The following is a 17,096-nucleotide window of genomic DNA, read 5'->3' on the forward strand; positions in this document are numbered from 1 at the left end:
TACAAACCCCTCCTGGACGGAGGGAAATTCACCCAATTCTGGACCTTTGCGGTCCCGTCCGCAAAGAAAAATAACAACCACTTCCCTCGCGTTCGCGTTATAGGAAAACGAAGGGAACGTGACAATGTCGAAACAAGGAGCGAACCATGCAGGTCAGCAGAAGGCAGTTCTTTAAGATCTGCGCTGGCGGTATGGCAGGCACCACGGCAGCGGCACTGGGCTTTGCACCCGGCGTAGCGCTAGCGGAAACACGGCAATATAAATTGCTGCGCACCCGCGAAACCCGTAACACCTGCACTTACTGTTCCGTTGGCTGTGGACTGTTAATGTACAGTCTCGGTGACGGAGCAAAAAACGCCAAAGCATCCATCTTCCATATCGAAGGGGACCCGGATCACCCGGTGAACCGTGGCGCACTGTGCCCGAAAGGGGCAGGACTTGTGGACTTCATCCACTCTGAAAGCCGCCTGAAATTCCCGGAATACCGCACACCTGGCTCTGATAAGTGGCAACAGATTAGCTGGGATGAGGCATTTGACCGCATCGCTAAGCTGATGAAAGAAGATCGCGACGCTAACTACGTTGCACAAAACGCCGAAGGCGTAACCGTTAACCGCTGGCTTTCCACCGGGATGCTGTGTGCTTCCGCTTCCAGTAACGAAACCGGCTATTTAACACAAAAATTCTCCCGCGCGCTTGGTATGCTCGCGGTCGACAACCAGGCACGCGTCTGACACGGACCAACGGTAGCAAGTCTTGCTCCAACATTTGGTCGCGGTGCGATGACCAACCACTGGGTCGACATTAAAAACGCCAACCTCGTTGTGGTGATGGGCGGTAACGCCGCTGAAGCTCACCCGGTCGGGTTCCGCTGGGCGATGGAAGCCAAAATTCACAACGGCGCGAAGCTGATTGTTATCGATCCGCGCTTTACGCGAACCGCGGCGGTGGCTGATTTCTATGCTCCGATTCGTTCCGGTACTGACATTGCTTTCCTGTCAGGCGTTTTGCTGTACCTGCTGAACAACGAAAAATTCAACCGCGAATACACTGAAGCCTATACCAACGCCAGCCTGATCGTGCGTGAGGATTACGGTTTCGAAGATGGCCTGTTTACCGGCTACGACGCGGACAAACGCAAGTATGACAAAACCAGTTGGAACTACGAACTGGATGAAAAAGGCTTCGCCAAACGCGATGTCACCCTGCAACACCCGCGCTGCGTATGGAACCTGCTGAAACAGCACGTCTCCCGCTACACGCCGGACGTCGTAGAAAATATCTGCGGTACGCCAAAGGCCGACTTCCTGAAGGTCTGTGAGTACATCGCAGAAACAAGCCGCCCAGATAAAACCGCGTCGTTCCTGTACGCACTGGGCTGGACGCAACACTCCGTTGGTGCGCAGAACATCCGTACCATGGCGATGATCCAGTTGCTGCTGGGCAATATGGGGATGGCAGGCGGCGGCGTTAACGCTCTGCGCGGACACTCTAACATTCAGGGTCTGACCGACTTAGGTCTGCTGTCACAAAGCCTGCCGGGCTACATGACGCTGCCAAGCGAGAAGCAAACTGACCTGCAAACTTACCTTGCCGCCAACACGCCAAAACCGTTGCTGGAAGGCCAGGTGAACTACTGGGGCAACTACCCGAAATTCTTCGTTTCGATGATGAAAGCCTTCTTTGGCGATAAAGCGACAGCGGAAAACAGCTGGGGCTTCGACTGGCTGCCGAAGTGGGATAAAGGGTACGACGTCCTGCAGTACTTCGAGATGATGAACCAGGGCAAAGTGAATGGCTATATCTGCCAGGGCTTTAACCCGGTCGCATCATTCCCGAATAAAAACAAGGTTGTGGCTTCACTGTCCAAACTGAAGTTCCTGGTCACCATCGACCCGCTCAACACAGAGACCTCCACCTTCTGGCAGAACCACGGTGAGTCGAACGATGTTGACCCGTCGAAAATCCAGACCGAAGTATTCCGTCTGCCGTCCACCTGCTTCGCCGAAGAGAACGGTTCTATCGTCAACTCCGGTCGCTGGTTGCAGTGGCACTGGAAAGGTGCGGATGCCCCAGGAATTGCCGTTACCGATGGTGAAATCCTCGCCGGTATCTTCCTGCGTCTGCGCAAGATGTATGCCGAGCAGGGTGGCGCGAATCCGGAACAGGTACTGAGCATGACCTGGAACTACTCCACCCCACACGAACCGGCTTCGGAAGAAGTGGCGATGGAGAGCAACGGTAAAGCCCTGGCCGACATTACCGACCCGGCCACCGGTGCCGTTATCGTCAAGAAAGGCCAACAGCTTAGCTCGTTCGCCCAACTGCGTGACGACGGTACCACCTCCAGCGGCTGCTGGATTTTTGCCGGTAGCTGGACGCCGGAAGGCAACCAGATGGCACGTCGCGATAACGCCGATCCGTCAGGCCTTGGCAATACGCTGGGCTGGGCATGGGCGTGGCCGCTCAACCGCCGCATTCTGTATAACCGCGCCTCCGCTGACCCGCAGGGGAATCCGTGGGATCCAAAACGTCAGATTCTGAAATGGGACGGGGCGAAATGGAGCGGGATGGATATTCCTGACTACAGTGCCGCCGCGCCGGGCAGCAACGTTGGGCCGTTCATCATGCAGCCGGAAGGGATGGGACGCCTGTTTGCTATCGATAAGATGGCAGAAGGTCCGTTCCCGGAACACTACGAGCCGTTTGAAACGCCGCTGGGGACTAACCCGCTGCACCCGAACGTTATCTCTAACCCTGCCGCACGTATCTTTAAAGGTGACGCGGAAGCACTGGGTAAAGCGGATAAGTTCCCGTACGTCGGTACGACCTACCGTCTGACCGAGCACTTCCACTACTGGACTAAGCATGCGCTGCTTAACGCTATCGCCCAGCCGGAGCAGTTTGTGGAAATTGGCGAGAAGCTGGCGAATAAGCTCGGTATCTCTCATGGCGATACCGTCAAAGTCTCCTCTAACCGTGGCTACATTAAAGCCAAAGCGGTGGTGACCAAACGTATTCGCACGTTGAAGGCCAACGGTCAGGATATCGACACTATCGGAATCCCAATTCACTGGGGCTACGAAGGTGTGGCGAAAAAAGGCTTTATCGCTAACACGTTAACGCCATTCGTCGGTGATGCGAACACGCAGACGCCGGAATTTAAGTCCTTCCTCGTGAACGTGGAAAAGGTGTAACGGAGACGACCTATGGCTTATCAATCGCAAGACATCATTCGTCGTTCCGCCACTAACGGTTTCACCCCCGCGCCTCAGGCGCGGGACCATCAGGAAGAGGTGGCGAAGCTTATCGACGTCACCACCTGTATCGGCTGTAAAGCGTGTCAGGTGGCGTGTTCAGAATGGAACGACATCCGTGATGAAGTGGGCAACAACGTTGGGGTGTACGACAACCCGGCTGATTTGACCGCTAAATCCTGGACGGTAATGCGCTTCTCGGAAGTGGAACAAAACGACAAACTGGAGTGGCTTATCCGCAAGGATGGCTGTATGCACTGCGCCGATCCGGGCTGCCTGAAAGCGTGTCCGGCCGAAGGAGCAATCATTCAGTATGCCAACGGTATCGTCGACTTCCAGTCCGAGCAGTGCATCGGCTGTGGCTACTGTATCGCGGGCTGCCCGTTCGACGTGCCGCGCCTCAACCCGGAAGACAACCGCGTTTACAAATGTACGCTGTGCGTTGACCGTGTAGTGGTCGGACAAGAACCAGCCTGCGTGAAAACGTGTCCAACCGGCGCTATTCATTTCGGCACCAAAGAGTCGATGAAAACGCTGGCCGGTGAGCGCGTGGCGGAGCTGAAAACGCGTGGTTACGAAAACGCGGGTCTGTACGATCCGGCAGGCGTTGGCGGTACGCACGTGATGTACGTATTGCACCATGCGGACAAGCCGAATCTGTACCACGGTCTGCCGGAGAACCCGGAAATCAGCGCCACCGTGAAGTTCTGGAAAGGCATCTGGAAACCTCTCGCAGCCGTCGGCTTTGCAGCGACATTTGCGGCCAGTATCTTCCACTACGTCGGCGTAGGCCCGAACCGTGCGGAAGAGGAAGAAGACAATCTGCATGAAGAAAAAGACGAGGTGCGCAAATGAAACGACGTGACACCATCGTGCGCTACACGGCGCCGGAACGCATCAACCACTGGATCACCGCCTTCTGCTTCATTCTGGCAGCAGTGAGCGGGATGGGTTTTCTCTTCCCGTCTTTTAACTGGCTGATGCACATCATGGGCACGCCGCAACTGGCGCGAATTGTGCACCCGTTTGTCGGCGTGATCATGTTTGCCTCGTTTATCATCATGTTTTTCCGTTACTGGCACCACAATCTAATCAATCGGGATGATATCTTTTGGGCGAAGAATATTCGTAAGATTGTCGTCAACGAGGAAGTAGGTGACACGGGACGTTATAACTTCGGCCAGAAATGCGTATTCTGGGCGGCGATTATCTTCCTGGTCCTGTTGCTGGTGAGCGGAGTGGTCATCTGGCGTCCGTATTTTGCGCCTGCTTTCTCAATCCCGGTGATCCGATTCGCGTTAATGCTGCATTCATTTGCCGCAGTAGCGTTAATTGTGGTTATCATGGTGCACATTTACGCCGCCCTTTGGGTGAAAGGCACCATTACCGCGATGGTGGAAGGATGGGTTACCAGCTCATGGGCGAAGAAACATCACCCGCGCTGGTACCGTGAAGTCCGCCAGAAACAGGAAAAGTCATCTGAATGAGTATTCGCATAATCCCGCAAGATGAGCTGGAGAAGAGCGAGAAACGCACGGCGGATATGATTCCGCCGTTATTATTCCCCAGACTCAAAAATTTGTATAACCGCCGCGCTGAACGTCTGCGCGAACTGGCCGAGAACAACCCGCTGGGTGATTACCTGCGTTTTGCCGCGCTGATCGCTCACGCGCAGGAAGTGGTGTTGTACGACCATCCGCTGCAGATGGATCTGACCGCTCGCATCAAAGAAGCGAACGATCAGGGCAAACCGCCACTGGATATCCACGTTCTGCCACGCGACAAGCACTGGCAAAAACTGCTGCAATCGCTAATTGCTGAGCTGAAGCCGGAAATGAGCGGCCCTGCGCTGGCCGTAATCGAGAATCTGGAAAAAGCCTCGGAGCAGGAGCTGGAACTGATGGCCAGCGCGCTGTTTGCCTCCGATTTCGCCTCCGTCAGCAGCGACAAAGCACCGTTCATTTGGGCTGCCCTGTCGCTCTACTGGGCGCAGATGGCGAGCCTGATCCCCGGCAAAGCCCGTGCGGAATACGGCGAACAGCGTCAGTACTGCCCGGTGTGTGGTTCAATGCCGGTCTCCAGCATGGTGCAAATCGGTACCACTCAGGGGCTGCGCTATTTGCACTGCAACCTGTGCGAAACCGAGTGGCACGTGGTGCGCGTGAAGTGCAGCAACTGCGAGCAGAGCCGTGATTTGAACTACTGGTCGCTGGATAACGAACAGGCGGCCATTAAAGCTGAAAGCTGCGGCGATTGCGGGACTTACCTGAAGATTCTCTATCAGGAAAAAGACCCGAAAGTCGAGGCCGTAGCCGACGATCTCGCTTCACTGATGCTGGACGCACACATGGAGCAAGAGGGCTTTGCCCGCAGCTCCATCAACCCGTTCCTGTTCCCGGGTGAAGGGGAGTAAGTTCTTCGCACTACCGGGCGGCGCAGGTCGCCCGGGTTATAACGTATACGGTGTGACCACGCCGGATATGCCTGCAAAATCCCTGGTATTACGCGTAACCAGTGTAAGACGATGAATCTGCGCAGTGGCCAAAATGATGGCATCCGGCAATTTCATCCCATATTCCTGCCTGATACTCACGCTTCGTTCAGCAATATCCTGTGAAACACCGATCACATTAAAAGCGCCTAGCGCAACGCGTGTGCGAGATTCCTGATGATATTTTTTTGCGCCCACCATCAACTCCATCCATGTAATGAGGCTGATTGCGTTCTGCGGCGGCCATGTTTCTATCGCTAGTTTTGCTTCACTTCGCCCGCTAAACAGGTCGATGAGGATGTTGGTATCAAAAAGCGCAGATCCTGTGACCATTACCATTCCTCACGGAGTTTACGCTGATAATCAACGCCATCTTCCTCACAACCTTGCCATAGCCCAAGAGCACGTGAAATTGTCGTTTCAGCTTGATCCTGCCTCTCAAGATACTGTTCAACAGCCTCCCGCAAAAGCTCGGCCCGCGGCAGATTACGCTGCACCTTGAGATCATCAAGACGTTTGATCACTTCGTCTGATAAATCGAGTAAAATTCTGCCCATATCCATCCCAGCCATCATACTCACATATACCTCCAGTATATCATTGGCGATTAATTTCCACACAACATACACCCGAGAAAAGCGAGAAAATAGCCTTCACGCGAACGATTTTTACTTTTGCGAGCCGCTTTCCAGAATCGTACACCCCGTCACTTTTCCCATTCTCATTCGTGGTTATCCAGGTTATAAGACTGTATATCCATACAGATAAGGAAAATAATAAATGGCACTGGAAAGCGGGATTGCACAGCTGGTTGAGGCATTTATCGCGGCGGGACGCCCTTCTTCGCGCGAGCAAAATATTGATGACCGGAGAGCTGGCTACATTGCCAACACGGTACTAGCAGGAGAAACTGAAACCCGCGTACAGGTTGAAGATATTGAACTCGATGCAATGACATTTCGCGTTGTTTCGCCGCGGGGCGCCACGGGAAATCTACCCTGCGTTATCTATTATCACGGCGGCTGCTTTGTCAGTGGCGGATTCGCGACGCATGATAACCAGCTAAGGCAGCTCGCCTGGTACAGCGGCTGTCGAGTCATTGCGGTGCAGTATCGCCTTGCACCAGAGCATACTTTCCCGGCTGCACATAACGACGCTGAAACGGGAGCCAATATTATCTGGAAGTATGCCCAGAAACTGGGTGTCGACCGCGGCAGGATTACGCTTGCTGGCGACAGTGCGGGCGGGCATCTGGCGCTGATCACTGCACTGCGCCTGAAAGCTGCCAATCAATGGCAACCTGCGCAGCTAATGCTGATTTACCCGATGCTGGACGCGACCGCCAAGTTTGAGAGCTACGACCGAAATGGGCAGGATTACATTATCACACGTGACACGTTGCTTTCGGGCTACGAGATGTATTTGCCGCAAACCGACCTGCGGCATCCCGAAGCCAGCCCTGTCTGGCGTGAAGACTTCAACGGTCTGCCGCCCACGCACATCATTACAGCCGAATTCGACCCACTGCGCGATGAGGGCGAAGCCCTGTATCAACGGTTCCAGGAGCAGGGCGTGGAGTGTACCTGCCAACGCTATCTTGGCGTTATCCACGGATTTTTCCAGCTGGCAGGAGTGAGCCAGGCGGCACGAAATGTTATGCGAGATGTGGCCTGGCGCATCGTTAATCCTATAGCAGGAAGACATGCTTGATTAATATTTTGCTTTCATCTTGAAAACTTAATTACCTTGCGTTATTTTGTTTTCAGGTTGAAAACCTTGTAATGGAACTACACCATGCATGTTATCAGCCGAAAACCTTTCAACGAGGCAATACTCCGTTTTCCAAACCACATGGCAGCACTCGTTGATTTGCTGAATATTTTAGAGAAAAAAATGTTCCACACTCCTGAAGAGATGAAGCAGTACATACCTTCACTGGATAATTTTAAATACAGAAATAAATGGTGGGTGATTAATGTTTCAGGTAACTGCTTGAGACTTATTGCCTATATTGATTTCAAACTGCAAAAGGTATTTGTGAAGCATATCGTTCACCATGCCGAGTATGACAGACTAACCACATACTATCGGGGTCACAAAGAATGAGAACGCATGAAAGCCATCAGATAGACACAGCCAGTGTAAAATTGATGATCGATACCTTTACCGATGCAGTGAAAAAAATCCCCCTGTTAGGCAAAGAACAAAATGAGACAGAGTACCGAAAAGCACTCGCTTTGGTGGAGTTTCTGGTTGATCGTGACGACCTGGAAAACCCGTTGTTTGAGCTGCTTTCAGCTCGGATCCGCGACTACGAAAAACATGCGCCTGAGTTCAGTGCCCTCAACCAACAACTGGAACATACTCCTCATGGCGTTGCGTTACTGCGTACGCTCATGGATCAATATGGTCTCAAAGCAGCAGATCTTGCCAACGAACTTGGTTCAAAATCCAATGTCAGCAACATCTTGAATGGTCGCAGAGCACTGACTGTAAGTCATATTAAAATGCTCGCAGAACGCTTTAACCTTCCGGCAGACGCATTCATCGAGTAAAGAGGATCCCCTCTGACCTACTCTTCCTCATTCCCGCCCTCTTCATATGCGCCAAACGGTTTCGCGGGTAGCACAATGTAGGTACCTTCAAACACGACGCCCGGCGTGTCATCGCCAAACACCCCGACCTGCATCTGAACGCGCGCCTTGCGGCCTCTTGCCAGACGGTCCAGGTCACCGCTCAGCGAGCCCAGATCGGCAATAGCGGTAGGTTTCCCGGTAATTGGCCTGCTGTATCGGATATGCGCGTCGGCGAGGATTATCGTCCCCCCCAGATGACGCTCGCGCAGCATCAGCCAGATAAGCCCCCAGCCCGTTAACGTCGCCAGTGAAAACAGGCTTCCGGCAAACAGCGTATGGTGCGGGTTCTGATTGCCTGTCTCTGGCATCGTCGTAATAAATTTCTGCCCGGTGTACTGCTGAATGCGCACGCCCATTTTCTCACTCAATGGAATATGTTCGTACCAGGCTTGCTGTAGCTGTCCGCACCAGTCCCCGCGATGGAGAATGTCGTCCAGCGTTGCGATGGGTTTAATCATCAAAAAATGGCGCACCGGCGTGGTTTGTGGCGTGGTAATTTCGCCCTGACTCACAAACCCCAGTTTGGCGAAAAATTCGACCGCATCTTCACGGGCGCTACAGGTTACGCGTTTTACCCCTTCCTGACGCGCCACAGACTCCAGGGTCATCGCCATCAGCGTGCCCAACCCTTTCTCCTGCACAGAGGGGTCAACGGCCATAAAGCGTATGGAGGCTTCGTTATCCGCATTGATATACAAACGCCCAACCGCGACCAGATTTCCCTCTTCGTCCACCACCATCTGGTGATGCGCCATCGCGTCCCAGGCATCCCGTTCGGAGCCTTTGGGCTGGTGCAACGGTTTACGCAACATCTCCCAGCGAAACTGGTAGTAACGCTCCAACTCTTCTTCTGTTTGCGGTACTCGAAGGTGATACATAGTCGTATTCTCTCTTGTTGCCCGCGGCCACACCGGTAGCTGGTTCATACTTGTAACCAGAACGTCACGGGGCCATCATTAACCAGTGAAACCTGCATATCCGCAGCGAATCGACCGGTTTGCGTATTCATTTCCTGTTGGCGGCAACGCTCAACAAAGTATTCATACAGCGCTTCTGCCCGCTCGGGCGAAGCGCCTTTCGAAAACCCCGGGCGCATGCCACGTTCGGTATCTGCCGCCAGCGTGAACTGTGAAACCACCAGCACACTGCCACCTGATTGCTGCACGTTGAGGTTCATTTTTCCTTCGGCATCGCTAAAGATTCGATAGCCGAGTACGCGCTCGCACAGACGGTTCGCTTTCTGTTCGTCATCATCCCTTTCGACACCTAACAGGACCAAAAGTCCTGGGCCAATTTCACCCGTCACCTCGCCCTCCACGGTGACGCTGGCACGGGTTACGCGCTGAATTAATGCAATCATGGTTGATCTGCTTCTTCTTGTTCTGCGGCTTGTTTAAGTTTGCGGTATTCCCCGAGAGTGACAGTTATTTCCGCGCCTAGCAAGACGATACACCACGTCCAGTATACCCAGACAAATAAAATGGGGATCACCGCCAGGACACCGTAAATGAGCTGATACGACGGGAACATCGTGATGTAGAGCGCAAATCCTTTCTTTCCGGCCTCGAACAACACGGCGGCCACAAAGGCGCCAATAACCGCATCACGATTGGGCACACGCGTAGTTGGTACAATGCTGTAAAGCAGCCAGAACGAGAGCCAGGAAAGCACCAGAGGGAAAATACGCAAGACGTCATCAATCACCGAGTTGAGATCGCTGGCCCAGCGCAATGACAACAAATAAGAGCTGATCGCCAGACTAGCCCCCGCCAGCAGCGGCCCCAGCGTTAAAATCATCCAGTAGACGGCGAAAGAGTAAACTTTGGGACGAGTGCGCTTACTGCGCCAGATAGTATTCAGAGCATTATCAATGGCATACATCAGCAATAACGCCGTGACAATCAGCCCACATGCCCCAACGGCCGTCATTTTGTTCGAGTTGGCGACAAACTGTTCGATATAACGCTGGATGACGTCTCCCGTCGCCGGGATAAAGTTTGCAAAAATAAAATGACGTAGCTGGGCACTGACGTCGGAAAACATCGGAAATGCGGCGAAAAGAGCAAACACAACGGCGATAAGCGGCACTAATGAGAGCAGTGAAACGTAGGCAAGATTCCCTGCCAGCGTCGTCATGTTGTCCTCATCAATCCGCTGCCATAGTAGCTTCAGCCAGGCCCGTACAGGACGCGTATGATGCCTGGCTTGTTGCTGAACATTTTTTAACATAACAACTTCGCGAAATAGTCAGGAATGGTCGTTTTATCGACGACCTGGATACTGGTAATCCCTAACCGATTAGCTCCTTCAATATTATCGGCGTTGTCGTCAAAAAAGACCGCATCGTCCGCAGAAAAACCTTCAGACTGCAGGACATGCTGGTAAATCCGCGCTTCCGGTTTTCGCATGCCCAGATCCTGGGAAAGATAAATATGGTCAGCAGCCTGACGAATTTCAGGATATTCATCCGGCCAAAATGTTGTGTGCAGACGGTTAGTATTCGACAAGACGACCACCCGATGCCCCTGCTCACGCAGCTTATGCATGATGTCGATGACTTCAGGGCGCAATGCCACAAAAACGGCCTGCCAGCCGTGAGAGAACTGCTCGTAACTTAGCGGCAGCGCCATGTCATGACATAGCGCCTCGGCAAAGGCTTCATCCGTTATTTCACCTCGCTCGTGCTGGTGAAAAGCCTCCCCCATGGTGAAACTTTGCTTCAGCGAGGCCAGCGGTACACGGCTCAGATCGCTCCATGTGCCCAACACGCGGTTGAAGTCGATATCGACAATCACATTACCTAAATCAAAGATATAGAGCATGCCCTTCTCCTTATTCGCCGTGGATGAATAACTGTAGCGGGAAAGGAGAAGTTTGACTATGCGTCCCTGTTGGGATTATTGGCTAAGCCATCAGAATTCCTGTGCAAATTGCCAGCGTGACTCAATCACCAACGGAAGACCTGCACTGACAAACTGCGGTGTCCTATTTATCGCATTTGGCGCCTGAGTAAGCGGATTGGCACAAGTTGCATCGGGCTGTTTATCAAAGACAACCAGAATTTGCGCACTCGATGTCATTGTCATACTCAGCTTACCAGGCCACTGTAATCTGACATTGAGACCGTTATTAAAACCAAAGCAGTCATCCCACGGACCTGATTGTGGAGGGATTTTTTTACCGGTTGGTAGCTCATTGTTTCCAGCCTCTTCCTGCCAATCAGCATCAAAAAGTACCTGTAATTGTTCTTGTTCATTCTGCTGGTCGAGTCGTTTTGCAAACCAAGGGTGCCATCCAGCTGATGCAGGGAATGTTCCAGACAAAGTATGAATTTCTAAGCGTAGAATTAGCGCATCGTCTTCAATGGTCAGCGTTTGCAGGACCTCTCCTTGCCATGGCCATGGAGCGCCCAGTGTCATGCGCAGTTTCAAGGTATCCGCTTTATGTTCGACAATTTCCCATGATGAATAACAGGCCATACCATGTAGAGCATGAGGCGGTTTGTTAGCAGGTAATACGTACTGTTTCTCCCCCACTGTCAACGTTGCATCGCCAAGGCGGCCTGCCCAAGGAACCATAGGAAAGCAGCCATACTGAAATGCTTTACGCTGTGGCTCCCATTGACGTAACACTTCAAAACCAAATGCCTGTAGCGAGGTGATTCTGGCACCATCACGCGGAAAAACTTGCAGACGTAAATGTCCTTTTTCCAGCAAAATAGGTTGACCGATCGGTCCCGGCCAGGCGGCATCAAAAGCACGCTGTAATGCTTGATAATGCTCAGTATTCAATTCATTGTTCATGTTATTGCTCTCTGATATTTCGGTAAGAAGTTAAATGTTATTAGCGTCATTTTTATTGTCTGAATGTGGCTCAATAAGCCAGACGCAAATGAATGAAAGTATTGAGATAACAAACAGAAACAGTGCTACATACCACGGTTTCCCGCCTCCCAGCGCCAACAAGCTGGAGGCAATTAGCGGGCTTAACCCACCCAGAATTGCGGAGAACTGATAGGCAAATGAAAGACCCGTATAACGCACTCGTGTTCCGAACATACGAGTAAATAAGGTGGGCTGTACTGCAAACATCATCGTTGGCCCCAGGTTATAGCCAAGAATCATGCAGCACCAGATGATAAGTGTGCTTTTCGTATCCAGCAGCAGGAAGAATGGGAATGCAAAAAGGATGCAAAAACCAGCGCCAAATAAATACATCTTCCGTTGCCCAACGCGGTCAGAGATCCAACCAATTAATGGACAACATACAATGCCAATTGCTGAGGCGATTAGCATGCCGTTGAGTGGAATATCCCTTGATAATGCCAACTGGCTGGAAATATAGACAATACCAAAGGCATTAATGATGTTTGACGAAACGCTCTCTGCCAGCCTGGCCCCTAGCGCCAACAGAATGTTACGCGGATGCTTACGGAAAAGTTCAATCAACGGTGGTGCTGATTGTTCCTGTGAGACAGCCGTTTTTTGTTTTTTAAAATCCAGTGTTTCTTCAGTATGTAACCGTATGAACATCCCAACAATTAACATGATGGCAGAGAGCCAAAAAGGGATACGCCATCCCCAGGCCAGAAACTCTTCCTGGGTCAGGAAGTGATTGCATAATGCAAACACCCCTGTCGCCAGCATAATCCCAACCGAGGCTGCAGTTTGTGGGAGCGAACCTAAAAACCCGCGCTTCGCCTCAGGCGCAGATTCAATAGTCATCAATGCAGCCCCGCCATATTCCCCACCCAGACCGAACCCCTGCACCAGACGAAGAACCATCAATATAATCGGGGCCCAGATACCAATGTCCTTGTATGTTGGTATGAAGCCGATTAAAAACGTTGAGGAACCAACTATCGCTAACGTCCAAATCAACGTTATTTTTCGACCGACTTTATCGCCAAAATGGCCAAAAACAATGCCCCCTAGCGGACGTGATAGAAAACCCACACCAAAGGTCGCGAATGCGGCGATTAAACCAATAAAAGGATCGCTATCAGGGAAAAACAGGGGAGCAAAGACTAGCCCTGCTGCCGTTCCGAAAATAAAAAAATCGTACCATTCCATCAACGCGCCAGCGAAACTGCCCATGACAACGCGTCTCATGGCTTTGCCGGATAGCTCTTTCCCTGGTAAATGTTCTATTTCAGCCATAATTTTCCTCTCCGGGTCGGCGAGAAATCTGCGCAATAAAATCACTAAAAAAGCGGCGGATATACGAAAAAGCGCGTCGACATGTTGCGACGCGCTTGCTTGTTATTTATCCAGCTCAGCCAGTACCTCAGCGTCTTCAGCGTCAACGTTTGCACCAAGTGGTTCCCACTTAATCAACACGCATGTCAAGAAGCCGAGAAAAGGAACAATTGCCAGCCAATAGAACGCTTCTGTCTTTAATGCACCCCACAACATTGGCCAGAAAATAAGTCCGGCAATCGCCCCAGTACGCATAATTGCACGAGCAAATCCTACGCCTGTCGGGCGAATAGATGGCGGATAAGAAAGTGTGGCAATGGTCATTCCCAGGCCGCCCGGGCCCGCTGAATGGAAGAAAATGATCGCGCCCAACAAACCTAAAGAAAGCCATGGGTTGGTGGTTGCTAATGCACCTAAAGCCAGTAATGCAACCGTTACGACGGCGAAACCATACATCGACTGAAGGCGAGTTCCCAAACGCTGGAGGATAAGTGAACCAATCAATCCACCTGTAATGCCACACAGGGCATTCACTACCGCAGAACCGCTAAGTGCCCCGGTTAATCCACCGCTCAGTATTCCCGCCAAAGTCAGCGGTAAATAAACGCCCACGGCGTTGTATTGCCAGGCTTGCATCGTCGCCACAACGCAGCCGAGAATGGTACGTTTGCGATAACGTGAGTTAAATAAAATCCCATACCCGCCATGAAACTTACTTTCTGTTTTTTCAGCAGAAATATCATCGCTTTTTGACTTGGCAGCAACGCGAGCATGAACACCATAGCGTTTAGCCAGAATATCGCAGGCTTTATCATAACGTCCGACTCGTGCGGCCCACATTGCGGATTCGCCAATGAAGAAATAGCGTAGGATCATGATAATGATGGCAAAAATAGCACCAATGAAAATACCATAGCGCCATAATTGCTCTTCTGCGATACCCGACAACAGCAGTGGAAGCAGCACAAGATAGACGACCGTAGTTGATACATACCAGGCCATTTGCCAGAGATTAACCGATGAACCGGTTTTCTTAGATGTTGAGCCGCGTAGTTCTGCCACCGCATTTGTTGCCAGCGGGAAATCAATACCCAAGCCAAATCCCATGATTACGCGACACACCAGCACCCACCAGATGTTCGGGGCTATCGCGACAGCTGCGGCACCTATTGTGCACAGGCCCATTCCGATGATAAATGCACGCTTTTGACCAAAGCGGTTAATCACACGGTTCGCCAGCAATCCACCAATCAGAGCGGCAACTAAAACAGAGGCGTTAACCGTCGCCGCTAGCCCCGGCGAAATACCAAATTGCAATGCAATATATTTATTACCAAACCCCACCATCGCCGCCTGATAGGCATCAATTAGAATGCCGCCAAGAGCGATAAAAATGACGCCGACACTGGTGTTTACTGCTGAATGTTTATTAACAATATCAATCACGTCCTGGGGACGACCGATCGAGTAAGGTGTAGGACTGGTGATGTGACTCATCGCAGCATCCTTTTTCATTGTTGTAGGATGGCGCTACCCTTAAGCAGCGCCAGACAGAGGGTTACAGCATCAAACCTCAGCAAATTGCAGCATGACTTTTATAGAGTCATTTTGCTGCGCACGTTCAAACGCCTTATCCGCATCTTCGACAGGGAAGAGATCGGTCACCAGTTCGCTGGTGTCAAACCGCCCATCCGCAAGCCATTCAATCACGGCATCGAAGTCTTCCGGGATATACATGCCGGAATTCAACAAATCGCGTTCGAAGCGCTGCATCATCGGAAGAGGAATTTCACGTGGGCCACTCGGTACCCCCATGCACACTACCGTTCCGCCAGCATAAACGTGGGTAAATGCATCATTCAGCGTGGTCTGGGCAGCAACAACATCAATTGCCCCCGTAAAACGGACCTGTGCATCCAATTCCCCCGGAGCCCAGACTTCCGTGGCACCTAGCTTTAACGACAACGCGCGCTTAGCGGCATCAGGTTCGATGACGGTGATCTTTCCCGCGCCCATGATGCGCAATGCTTGAACGATGGATAAGCCAATTGTCCCTGCACCAATCACTAGTACACTTTCCAATGACGCTTTCGGCATACGGCTCACGCAATGACGCGCGCAGGCTGCTGGCTCAGCGAAAGCCAGTGCTTTTAGTGGTAACGAAGCAGGTGCAACATGGCAGTTTCGTGCAGGTACAATGTGCTGCGAGCGGGCAAAACCCGGCGCCCGAAAGCCAGCAACCTGTGGCGGCTCACACAGATTAAAGCGACCCGCTTTACAAGCACGACACTCCATGCAGGCCATTATTGGGTCGACTACGACATGATCGCCCAGCTTAACATTCGTCACTTCACTGCCCACTTCAGTTACGCGTGCCGCAATTTCATGTCCAGGCACAACCGGAGGTTTTGCAAATGGGTGCCCTCCCTTCAGTACATGCAGATCAGAGCCACATATTCCGTAAAACACCGGAGCAATGCGGACTTCTTGCGGTTTAAGTTCCTGGTGCGGCAGCTCAACATATTGGGTGGTCACCTTCCCAATATCAGAAAATAGAACTTGGGTAATCTTATCCATGGTTCTTCTCCAGATTCGTTAAAATGGGTGATTAACGCTGAGAAATCCCTTCATCGACGATTTCTGCCAGGCGTTGTAAGCGTGGAACCGACACATCACGCAACATTGTTTGCGGATCTTGAGCACCAACAACCGATGCCCAAACGGCACGCCCTGCCAGGAATCCGGAAGCTCCCCCCTTCATGGCGATACGGACCGCGCGGCCAAAAATATCCGCATCAACACCAGAAGAGAGAATGACCCACGGCATTTTCATTTGTTCATGCAACTTTTGACACGCAGCAAGTAGGGTCTGTTCATCACCTTTGCCGCCTAATGGCATTTCAGCTTTATAGAGGTCAGCATTGGTGCAGCCGAGTTCAGCCGCTGCGGCAACGATGGCGCTTTCCCGGTCAAATTCCCAACCACGACGAGGAGGTCGGACAACCGGCTCAATGATGCTGACCAACCCTGCGCTACGGCAGCGTTGAACAAACTCAGCCACCATAGCCAAACGTTCTTCTGCAGGTTCATCTTCACGCCACAGCACCAACAACTTCATGGCTTTCGCACCCATTTCGCGGGCTTTATGCGGATCAATCGCTCTATCAATTTCGACACTATCAACTGGAATACCATTACCCGGAACAAAATGGTCAGCCGCCACAATCAGTCCACATGAATCAGCGACTGCACCTTGAGAGACAATCTGATCGAGACAAAATTGTTTATCTGCCAGAACCGCTGAAGCGTAGGGAGACAGAATTTGTGTTGCTGCAACTTTAAAATCAGTCAATACGCTGTCGGCAACCGGTTTAGGATATCCAGACGCTGCAAACATCAGGCGCATTGCTTCACGCTGATCAACGGCCAGCATGGCAAATCCACCGCCAGGGCGAGAAATATCTTTCAGCGTGTATGGGGTATTGTGGGAAGACATAATAACTCCTGTAACTGT

At 51.8% G+C, this 17,096-nt stretch carries 18 protein-coding genes; 7 read left to right on the forward strand and 11 right to left on the reverse strand.

What is annotated here, in order from left to right; all coding sequences use genetic code 11:
• Positions 1 to 146: 146 nt before the first annotated feature.
• From fdnG to fdhE, 4 genes are read left to right on the forward strand one after another with little or no spacing between them, the layout of a single operon-like run.
• Complete coding sequence (fdnG, locus tag HV314_RS24565) at positions 147 to 3,197, forward strand: formate dehydrogenase-N subunit alpha (protein ID WP_181546935.1); 3,051 nt, start codon at positions 147 to 149, stop codon at positions 3,195 to 3,197.
• A gap of 12 nt (positions 3,198 to 3,209) precedes the next feature.
• The gene (fdoH, locus tag HV314_RS24570; protein ID WP_003028691.1) at positions 3,210 to 4,112 is read left to right on the forward strand and encodes a formate dehydrogenase O subunit beta; all 903 of its coding nucleotides are present in this window, start codon (positions 3,210 to 3,212) and stop codon (positions 4,110 to 4,112) included.
• On the forward strand, positions 4,109 to 4,744 hold the full coding sequence (gene fdoI / locus HV314_RS24575) for a formate dehydrogenase cytochrome b556 subunit (protein ID WP_003028686.1): 636 nt from the start codon (positions 4,109 to 4,111) through the stop codon (positions 4,742 to 4,744). Before fdoH ends, fdoI begins: the two co-directional genes overlap by 4 nt.
• Complete coding sequence (fdhE, locus tag HV314_RS24580; RefSeq protein ID WP_003028685.1) at positions 4,741 to 5,670, forward strand: formate dehydrogenase accessory protein FdhE; 930 nt, start codon at positions 4,741 to 4,743, stop codon at positions 5,668 to 5,670. Before fdoI ends, fdhE begins: the two co-directional genes overlap by 4 nt.
• Positions 5,671 to 5,706: 36 nt before the next feature.
• Here fdhE and HV314_RS24585 read toward each other — a convergent pair whose 3' ends face one another.
• Positions 5,707 to 6,081, reverse strand: a complete 375-nt coding sequence (locus HV314_RS24585) for a type II toxin-antitoxin system VapC family toxin (protein WP_016155182.1) — start codon at positions 6,079 to 6,081, stop codon at positions 5,707 to 5,709.
• On the reverse strand, positions 6,081 to 6,323 hold the full coding sequence (locus HV314_RS24590) for a CopG family transcriptional regulator (protein ID WP_016155181.1): 243 nt from the start codon (positions 6,321 to 6,323) through the stop codon (positions 6,081 to 6,083). Before HV314_RS24590 ends, HV314_RS24585 begins: the two co-directional genes overlap by 1 nt.
• Positions 6,324 to 6,528: 205 nt before the next feature.
• On the opposite strand from HV314_RS24590, the gene HV314_RS24595 reads away from it, so the two are divergent.
• The 3 genes from HV314_RS24595 (at position 6,529) to HV314_RS24605 (ending at position 8,303) form a co-directional block, all read left to right on the forward strand.
• Positions 6,529 to 7,458 carry an alpha/beta hydrolase gene (locus HV314_RS24595; protein WP_181546937.1) on the forward strand — a complete coding sequence of 310 codons (930 nt, stop codon included), beginning with the start codon at positions 6,529 to 6,531 and terminating at the stop codon, positions 7,456 to 7,458.
• Between the two features lie 84 nt (positions 7,459 to 7,542).
• Positions 7,543 to 7,854, forward strand: coding sequence for a type II toxin-antitoxin system HigB family toxin (locus HV314_RS24600; protein ID WP_019077936.1), 312 nt, complete (start codon positions 7,543 to 7,545; stop codon positions 7,852 to 7,854).
• Positions 7,851 to 8,303: a helix-turn-helix domain-containing protein gene (locus tag HV314_RS24605; RefSeq protein ID WP_141876133.1), complete on the forward strand. Its 453-nt coding sequence runs from the start codon at positions 7,851 to 7,853 to the stop codon at positions 8,301 to 8,303. The genes HV314_RS24600 and HV314_RS24605 overlap by 4 nt, the downstream gene beginning before the upstream one ends.
• 17 nt (positions 8,304 to 8,320) lie before the next feature.
• Here HV314_RS24605 and fabY read toward each other — a convergent pair whose 3' ends face one another.
• From fabY to HV314_RS24650, 9 genes are all read right to left on the reverse strand, one after another.
• Entirely contained in the window at positions 8,321 to 9,262 is a 942-nt protein-coding gene (gene fabY, locus HV314_RS24610) for a fatty acid biosynthesis protein FabY (RefSeq protein WP_003825286.1), read from the reverse strand.
• A gap of 44 nt (positions 9,263 to 9,306) precedes the next feature.
• Positions 9,307 to 9,744, reverse strand: coding sequence for a D-aminoacyl-tRNA deacylase (gene dtd / locus HV314_RS24615; protein ID WP_016157874.1), 438 nt, complete (start codon positions 9,742 to 9,744; stop codon positions 9,307 to 9,309).
• The gene (locus HV314_RS24620) at positions 9,741 to 10,613 is read right to left on the reverse strand and encodes a virulence factor BrkB family protein (protein WP_019077938.1); all 873 of its coding nucleotides are present in this window, start codon (positions 10,611 to 10,613) and stop codon (positions 9,741 to 9,743) included. Before HV314_RS24620 ends, dtd begins: the two co-directional genes overlap by 4 nt.
• Positions 10,607 to 11,206, reverse strand: a complete 600-nt coding sequence (yihX, locus tag HV314_RS24625; protein WP_016157873.1) for a glucose-1-phosphatase — start codon at positions 11,204 to 11,206, stop codon at positions 10,607 to 10,609. The genes HV314_RS24620 and yihX overlap by 7 nt, the downstream gene beginning before the upstream one ends.
• Before the next feature lie 90 nt (positions 11,207 to 11,296).
• Positions 11,297 to 12,187 carry an aldose epimerase family protein gene (locus HV314_RS24630; protein ID WP_181546939.1) on the reverse strand — a complete coding sequence of 297 codons (891 nt, stop codon included), beginning with the start codon at positions 12,185 to 12,187 and terminating at the stop codon, positions 11,297 to 11,299.
• Between the two features lie 30 nt (positions 12,188 to 12,217).
• The gene (locus tag HV314_RS24635) at positions 12,218 to 13,543 is read right to left on the reverse strand and encodes an MFS transporter (protein WP_181546941.1); all 1,326 of its coding nucleotides are present in this window, start codon (positions 13,541 to 13,543) and stop codon (positions 12,218 to 12,220) included.
• 102 nt (positions 13,544 to 13,645) lie between these two features.
• On the reverse strand, positions 13,646 to 15,079 hold the full coding sequence (locus HV314_RS24640; RefSeq protein ID WP_049041375.1) for an MFS transporter: 1,434 nt from the start codon (positions 15,077 to 15,079) through the stop codon (positions 13,646 to 13,648).
• A 69-nt stretch (positions 15,080 to 15,148) separates the two neighbouring features.
• The gene (locus HV314_RS24645) at positions 15,149 to 16,159 is read right to left on the reverse strand and encodes a zinc-dependent alcohol dehydrogenase (protein ID WP_016157869.1); all 1,011 of its coding nucleotides are present in this window, start codon (positions 16,157 to 16,159) and stop codon (positions 15,149 to 15,151) included.
• 31 nt (positions 16,160 to 16,190) lie between these two features.
• Positions 16,191 to 17,078 carry an aldolase gene (locus HV314_RS24650; RefSeq protein ID WP_181546943.1) on the reverse strand — a complete coding sequence of 296 codons (888 nt, stop codon included), beginning with the start codon at positions 17,076 to 17,078 and terminating at the stop codon, positions 16,191 to 16,193.
• Positions 17,079 to 17,096 lie beyond the last annotated feature (18 nt).

The organism is Citrobacter sp. RHBSTW-00887, assembly GCF_013728095.1.
Classification (GTDB): domain Bacteria; phylum Pseudomonadota; class Gammaproteobacteria; order Enterobacterales; family Enterobacteriaceae; genus Citrobacter; species Citrobacter braakii.

Excerpts from the sequence above, each read along its gene's own strand:
- yihX (WP_016157873.1), bottom strand. The coding sequence starts at position 11,206 with ATGCTCTATATCTTTGATTTAGGTAATGTGATTGTCGATATCGACTTC.
- HV314_RS24635 (WP_181546941.1), bottom strand. The coding sequence starts at position 13,543 with ATGGCTGAAATAGAACATTTACCAGGGAAAGAGCTATCCGGCAAAGCC.
- HV314_RS24650 (WP_181546943.1), bottom strand. The coding sequence starts at position 17,078 with ATGTCTTCCCACAATACCCCATACACGCTGAAAGATATTTCTCGCCCT.
- HV314_RS24600 (WP_019077936.1), top strand. The coding sequence starts at position 7,543 with ATGCATGTTATCAGCCGAAAACCTTTCAACGAGGCAATACTCCGTTTT.
- HV314_RS24640 (WP_049041375.1), bottom strand. The coding sequence starts at position 15,079 with ATGAGTCACATCACCAGTCCTACACCTTACTCGATCGGTCGTCCCCAG.
- HV314_RS24590 (WP_016155181.1), bottom strand. The coding sequence starts at position 6,323 with ATGATGGCTGGGATGGATATGGGCAGAATTTTACTCGATTTATCAGAC.
- HV314_RS24630 (WP_181546939.1), bottom strand. The coding sequence starts at position 12,187 with ATGAACAATGAATTGAATACTGAGCATTATCAAGCATTACAGCGTGCT.
- HV314_RS24645 (WP_016157869.1), bottom strand. The coding sequence starts at position 16,159 with ATGGATAAGATTACCCAAGTTCTATTTTCTGATATTGGGAAGGTGACC.
- dtd (WP_016157874.1), bottom strand. The coding sequence starts at position 9,744 with ATGATTGCATTAATTCAGCGCGTAACCCGTGCCAGCGTCACCGTGGAG.
- HV314_RS24605 (WP_141876133.1), top strand. The coding sequence starts at position 7,851 with ATGAGAACGCATGAAAGCCATCAGATAGACACAGCCAGTGTAAAATTG.
- HV314_RS24585 (WP_016155182.1), bottom strand. The coding sequence starts at position 6,081 with ATGGTCACAGGATCTGCGCTTTTTGATACCAACATCCTCATCGACCTG.
- fdhE (WP_003028685.1), top strand. The coding sequence starts at position 4,741 with ATGAGTATTCGCATAATCCCGCAAGATGAGCTGGAGAAGAGCGAGAAA.
- HV314_RS24620 (WP_019077938.1), bottom strand. The coding sequence starts at position 10,613 with ATGTTAAAAAATGTTCAGCAACAAGCCAGGCATCATACGCGTCCTGTA.
- fabY (WP_003825286.1), bottom strand. The coding sequence starts at position 9,262 with ATGTATCACCTTCGAGTACCGCAAACAGAAGAAGAGTTGGAGCGTTAC.
- HV314_RS24595 (WP_181546937.1), top strand. The coding sequence starts at position 6,529 with ATGGCACTGGAAAGCGGGATTGCACAGCTGGTTGAGGCATTTATCGCG.
- fdoH (WP_003028691.1), top strand. The coding sequence starts at position 3,210 with ATGGCTTATCAATCGCAAGACATCATTCGTCGTTCCGCCACTAACGGT.
- fdoI (WP_003028686.1), top strand. The coding sequence starts at position 4,109 with ATGAAACGACGTGACACCATCGTGCGCTACACGGCGCCGGAACGCATC.